General features: G+C 71.6%; 3 protein-coding genes and 2 tRNA genes. 1 reads left to right on the plus strand and 4 read right to left on the minus strand.

The features are described from left to right. Nucleotides 1-31: 31 nt before the first annotated feature. From ACFCY7_RS39325 to ACFCY7_RS39340, 4 genes are all read right to left on the minus strand, one after another. Nucleotides 32-105, minus strand: a tRNA-Met gene (locus ACFCY7_RS39325). Nucleotides 106-164: 59 nt separating this feature from the next. Then, nucleotides 165-2135 carry a sel1 repeat family protein gene (locus ACFCY7_RS39330; protein WP_376490888.1) on the minus strand — a complete coding sequence of 657 codons (1971 nt, stop codon included), beginning with the start codon at nt 2133-2135 and terminating at the stop codon, nt 165-167. A gap of 204 nt (nt 2136-2339) precedes the next feature. Further along, a tRNA-Met gene (locus tag ACFCY7_RS39335) sits at nt 2340-2413 on the minus strand. 44 nt (nt 2414-2457) lie between these two features. Further along, on the minus strand, nt 2458-5361 hold the full coding sequence (locus tag ACFCY7_RS39340) for a UPF0182 family protein (protein WP_376490890.1): 2904 nt from the start codon (nt 5359-5361) through the stop codon (nt 2458-2460). Nucleotides 5362-5496: 135 nt separating this feature from the next. Between ACFCY7_RS39340 and ACFCY7_RS39345 the strand changes: the two genes are divergently transcribed. Then, entirely contained in the window at nt 5497-6048 is a 552-nt protein-coding gene (locus ACFCY7_RS39345; protein ID WP_376490889.1) for a PPA1309 family protein, read from the plus strand. Nucleotides 6049-6088: the final 40 nt, after the last annotated feature.

Raw genomic sequence — 6088 nt, forward strand, 5'->3', positions numbered from 1 at the left:
TGATCGGATCCGGGCCTTCGTTGCTACTGAGTAGCGGGGACAGGATTTGAACCTGCGACCTCTGGGTTATGAGCCCAGCGAGCTACCGAGCTGCTCCACCCCGCGTCGGTGAACCCAACCTTACGGGTCCCCCGTCACCAGCGCAAATTCATTGCGGCGAAGCGCTACGCGGTGAGCTCCTGGTGCAGCGCCTCGCTGAGCCGGGCCGCCCGCTCGGCGACCTCGGCCGGGCCCAGCTCCACCGCGCGGGCACACCAGTGGCGGCCCTCGGTGAGCTCGCCGCGGCGCGCCGCGAGCAGCGCGAGCCGGAGCGCGGCGCGGCCGTGGCCGGCCCGGGCGGCCCGGGTCCACCAGAGGGCGGCCTCGCGCTCGCTGCCCTCGCGGGCGAGGAGCAGGCCGAGGTTGAAGGCGCCGTTGCGGCTGCCCGCCTCCGCCGCCTCGCGGTACCAGCGGTCGGCCTCGGCGAGGTCGCCGCGCCCGGCGGCCAGCATCCCGACCCGCACCTGGGCGCGGCGGTGCCCCTGCTGGGCGGCCCGCTCGTACCACTCCTCGCACTCGGACTTCTCCTCGCGGGGCGCGCCGAGCACGGCGGGGCCGGGCTCGGGGCGACGCGCGTCGAGTACCGAGGCGAGCCGGAAGGCGGCCTCGGCGCTGCCGCCGCCGGCCGCGCAGCGCAGGTGCCGCTCGGCGGTCCGCTCGTCGCCGTCCCGGAGCGCGGCGATGCCGACCTGGAGGGCGGCCTCGGTGTGCCCGGCGGCGGCGGCCCGCTCGTACCAGACCAGGGCCGTGCGGTCGTCGTCGCGGCCGGCGTGGAGGATGCCCAGGTTGAAGGCGGCGTCCACGCTGCCGGCTTCGGCGGCCTTGGAGAACCAGGGCTCGGCGCCGTTGGCGTCGCCGGCCTGGAGCAGCAGCACGGCGAGCGCGTTGGCGGCCTCGCGGTGGCCCGCGTAGGCGGCGCGGCGGTACCACTGCTCGGCCTGCGGGATGCGGTCCTGGGCGGCGCAGAGCAGCCCGAGGTTGTAGGCGCCGTTGACGTCGCCGGCGTCCATCGCGGCCCGGTACCAGCGCTCGGCGGTCTGCTGCTCGCCCCGGGCGGCGTGCAGGGCGCCCAGGGCGTTGGCGGCGTTGCCGTCGCCGTCCTGGGCGGCGCGCAGCCACCACACGGCGGCGCTCTCCTCGTCGCCCGCGTCGCGCAGCAGGAAGCCGAGGGCGCAGGCGGCCTTGGCCTCGCCCTCCTTGGCGGAGCTCAGGTACCAGCGGCCGGCCTCCTTGAGTTCGCCGCGGTGCTCCAGGATCGCGCCGAGGTGGAGCGCGGCCCGCCGGTGTCCGCGCGCGGCGGCCTGCCGGAACCACTGCTCGGCCTCGGTCGGCTCGCCCCCGGGCTCGCCGACGGCCGGCCCCACCGGAGGGGCTCCGGTGACCGCGTCGGGGCCCGCGCCCGCGGGCACCCGGAGGCGGGTGCCGGTCTCGTGCGGGCCGCGGACGGTCTCGGTGGCGCGGCGCTCCAGGGCGAGGGCGAGCCGGTAGGCCGCCTCGCGGTGGCCCTGTTCGGCGGCGGCGCGCAGCCAGCGCTCGGCGCCGACGTCGCTGCGGTGCTCCAGGAGGTCGGCGAGGGCGTAGGCGCCGAGGGCGTGGCCCTGTTCGGCGGCCTGGCGGAGCCAGTACTCGGCGGCCGGCTCGTCGCCGCGCTCGCGGTGGTGGCGGCCGAGCGCGTGGGCGGCGGGCGCGGAGCCGGCGACGGCGGCGACCCGCCACCAGCCGGCGGCCTCGTCAGCGTACCCGCGCTGGTGCAGCAGGACGCCGAGGTTGTTGGCGGCGGCCCGGTCCCCCTCGGCCGTGGCGCCGCGCAGGTAGGGCTCGGCGCCGTCGAGCTCGCCGCGGCGCAGCAGCAGCGCGCCGAGGGCGCTCATCGCGGCGAGGTCGCCTCGCTCGGCGGCACGCCGGTGCCGGGCCTCGGTCTCGGTCTCGGTCTCGTTGTCGGCGTCCGTGGTGCCGGCGCCGGTCGTGGCGGTGGTGTCGACGACCGCATCGACGGCCCCTACTGCCTCGATGATCTCGTCTGCGGCGTTTCTGGCGTGCCGCTGCACAAACCGCCCTGTCTCCAACAGAGTTGCCCTGTCCCCCATAAATACCATCGTCGCACCACCCGCAACCCGAGCACACCTGGTATACCGCAGCCAGTGAGGTCACTCAGCGTTTTGTCGACATGCCCACAGAGAGACAAGTCAAACACGCCTCATGCCAACTCGCCCCTTCCCTACCGCTCTTCGGCACCCCCCGGCACGCCGACACACGACAAGGGCCCGGATCCTTATGGATCCGGGCCCTTGTCCTCTGAGTAGCGGGGACAGGATTTGAACCTGCGACCTCTGGGTTATGAGCCCAGCGAGCTACCGAGCTGCTCCACCCCGCGTCGGTGAACCAACAGTACCACGACGCGGGGTGGAAACCCTCAGGTCAGCCGCCCGACGGGCTCGTCTTGAGCTTCGCCCCGGCGTCCGCGGCCCGCTGGAGGGCCTCCTGCAGGTCCTCCTGCGCCTTGCCGTACGCGGTCCAGTCGCCCTTCTGCAGGGCGGCCTCGCCGGCGTCGTACGCCTTCTGGGCGTCGGAGATCGCCTGCTGGAGCGCGGCGTCGTTCGACGCCGGCGGCGGGGTGGTCCCGGGCGGCTTGGTGGTGCCCGGCGGGGTCGTCGGCGGCGTCGGCGCCTCCACCCCGAAGACCGCGTTGAGCGCCGCGGTGAGGTTGTCCTCGAACACCGTGGTGTCCTTGGTCGTGTCACCGTCCGGCTGGTCCGCGTCCACGTACGACACGGCGACCTTCTTCAGGAGCGGGTACAGCGCGTTGCGTCCCTGGGCGTACACCGGCTCCACGTACAGGAAGCCGCCGTCGAGCGGGACGGTCAGCAGGTTGCCGTACTGGATGTCCGAGTCGGCGCCCTTCATGTCCCGGACGAACGTGGCCACGGAGGGCAGGCCGTTGAGCTTGCTCTGCACCTGCGCCGGGCCGGGCACGTCCTCGGTGACCCGCAGCAGTCTCAGCCGGCCGTACTCCTTGCTGGTGGCGTCGGCGTCGACCGCCATGAACGCACCCAGGTTGGGCCGCCCGTTCGGCGTGAACGTCGTCGTCAGCGAGAAGCGCTGCGCCGTGTCCCCGGGCATCTTCATGCTCAGGTAGTACGGCGGGACCGCGTTGCCGTCCTTGTTGGTCGGGTCGTCCGGCACCTGCCAGGCGTCCGAGCCGCTGTAGAACTGCGCGGGGTCGGTGACGTGGTAGCGGGTCAGCAGCTCGCGCTGGACCTTGAACATGTCCTGCGGGTAGCGCAGGTGCCCCATCAGGTCGCCCTTGATGGCGGACTTCGGCTTGACCGTGTCCGGGAAGGCCTTCATCCAGGTCTTGAGGACCGGGTCCTGGGTGTCCCACTCGTAGAGGTTCACCGTGCCGTCGTAGGCGTCGACGGTGGCCTTCACCGAGTTGCGGATGTAGTTGACCTGGTTCTGCTGGGCGACGACCGTGCGCTGCTGGTTGCCGACGGTCAGCGAGTCGGCGGTGGTGTCGCCGAGCGTGGTGCGCGAGGCGTACGGGTAGCCGTTGGTCGTCGTGTAGGCGTCGACGATCCACTGGATCCGGCCGTCGACGACCGCCGGGTAGGCGTCGCCGTCGATGGTCAGCCACGGCGCGACGGCCTCGACGCGCTCCTTGGGCGTGCGGTTGTAGAGGATCCGCGAGCCGTCGCCGATGGCACCCGAGTAGAGGATCTGCGGCTCGCTGAAGGCCACCGCGTACGCGGCGCGGTTGAAGGTGCTGGAGAGGCTGACGCCGCTCTTCTCCTTGTAGCTGGTGGTCTTCTCGCCGGTCTCCTCGTAGTCCAGCTCCTTCTGCGGGCCGCCCACGATCGAGTACTGGTCGGTCTTCTCGCCGTAGTAGATCCGCTGCTGGTACGTGCCGAGCGAGCCGGTCGTCGGCAGTCCGGACTCGGTGAAGACCGGGGAGCCGTTGGCGTCCGTCTGCGTGCCCGAGGCCATGATCGCGCCGTAGCCGTGGGTGTAGGTGAAGTGGTCGTTGATCCAGTTCCGCTTCGGGATGCCCTTGATGTTGAGCTCACGCAGGCCGACGACGGTGTCCTTGCCCTGGTAGCGGTCCACGTCCAGGGTCGTCGGGAACTGGTAGTACTTCCGCTTCTGCTCCAGCTGCTGGAACGTCGGCGACACGATGTTCGGGTCGAGGATGCGGTAGGCGGCCGCCGTGTCGGCGTCCGTGCGCAGCTGGTCCTTGGCCTTGACCGTCGACTTGCCCGAGTAGTTCTCGGGCTTCGTCGAGTCGATCGCGTACGCCTTGCGGGTCGCGTCGATGTTCTTCTGGATGTACGGCGCTTCCTTGGCCTGCTCGTTCGGCTGGACCTGGAACTTCTGCACGATCGCCGGGTAGAGGCCGCCGATCAGGATCGCGGAGAGCACCATCAGGCCGAAGCCGATCACCGGCAGCTGCCAGGTGCGGCGCCAGAGCGTCGCGAAGAACAGCACGGCGCAGATCGCGGCGATGCAGAACAGGATCGTCTTCGCCGGCAGGTACGCGTTGGCGTCGACGTACCGCAGGCCCGTCCAGTTGCCGGTCGCCTTGAAGTCGCTGGACTTCACCGCCAGGCCGTACCGGTCGAGCCAGTACGCCACGGCCTTCAGCGACACGAAGACGCCGAGGAGCACCGAGAGGTGGCCGGTGGCGGCGGCGGTCGCGCGGGCACCGGGGCTGGTGATCCGCAGTCCGCCGTACAGGTAGTGGGTGAGCGCGGCGGCGATCAGCGACAGGACGGCGGCGGCGAAGCCGAAGGCGAGGAGGAAGCGGTACCAGGGCAGGTCGAAGGCGTAGAACGACACGTCGAGGTCGAACTGCGGGTCCTTCTGCCCGAACTTCACCCCGTTGACCCACATCAGCCAGGTCCGCCACTGCCCGGAGGCGGAGGCGCCGGCGATCAGGGCCACCAGGGTGGTGACCGCGAGCAGCACCCACTTCTTGAACGGGGCGAGACCCATCCGGTAGCGGTCGAGGCTCTGCTGCTCCAGGGACATCGCGCTGAGCGGCGGCCGCAGGCGGTACGCCAGCCAGATGTTCAGGCCGACGGCGAGCCCCATCAGCAGACCGAACACCGCGAAGAGACCGATCTTGGTCCACAGCGTCGTCGTGAACACGGACGAGTACTTGACCGAGCGGTACCAGAGCCAGTCCGTCCAGAACCCGGCGAACATGACGAACGCCATGGCCAGGACGGCCAGCACGCCGAGCGTCATGAGCAGGGTACGGGCCCGCCGGGACGGCCGGCCGACTCTCATCCTTGGCCCGGACGGGCTCCCGCCGCGGTCCGGCATCTGGAAAGCCAACGTGCGCCCCTCGATGTTGATGCGTCTGAAAGCAGGCCCCGCGATCGTAGAGCCCACTGATGCAACTTACTGAGGCTTTACCTAGTTCCCGTCTTCAGGGGAAGACGAGGCAGGATATTGGTCATGTCCAACGTTTCCCCCTCCGGCCCCCCGATGGCCACCAGCCCCCTCACCCGCGCGGTGCTCGAGATCGACGAGTACGCGTCGGGCCTCGGCTGGGACCAGCCCGCCCGCCTGTTCGCCCTGGTCGACACCGCACGGCTGCGCGCCAGCGAGCCCCGGCTCGCCTCCCAGCTCGGCCTCGGCGACGACGCCACCGCCTACACCCCGATCGAGCAGGACAAGCTGCCGCGCGGCAAGGCCCTCGACGAGTTCCTCGGCACGATCGCCTGGCCCGACGCCGTGGCCGGCTGCGCCCTGACCGTGGAGCGGCTCATGCTGCCCCCGTCGGCGGAGGCCCAGGTGCCGCAGGGGCTGAGCGAGAAGCAGCTCGCCAAGTGGGTGGCCGGACACCCCGACCGCCAGGAGGTCCGGATGACCGTGGCGGTGCTGCGCCGCGGCGGTCGCGAGGCGGCGATCCGGCTGCGCGAGAAGGACACCGCGACCGAGGTGCTGACCGGCCCCGACCTGGTGCCCGGCCTCGCCGAGGCACTGGCCGCGACCTTCGAGTCCTGACCCGTCCGATACGCCGAAGGGGCGCCCGTCGTGTCGACCG

Source organism: Streptomyces sp. NPDC056361, from assembly GCF_042262805.1.
GTDB lineage: Bacteria > Actinomycetota > Actinomycetes > Streptomycetales > Streptomycetaceae > Streptomyces.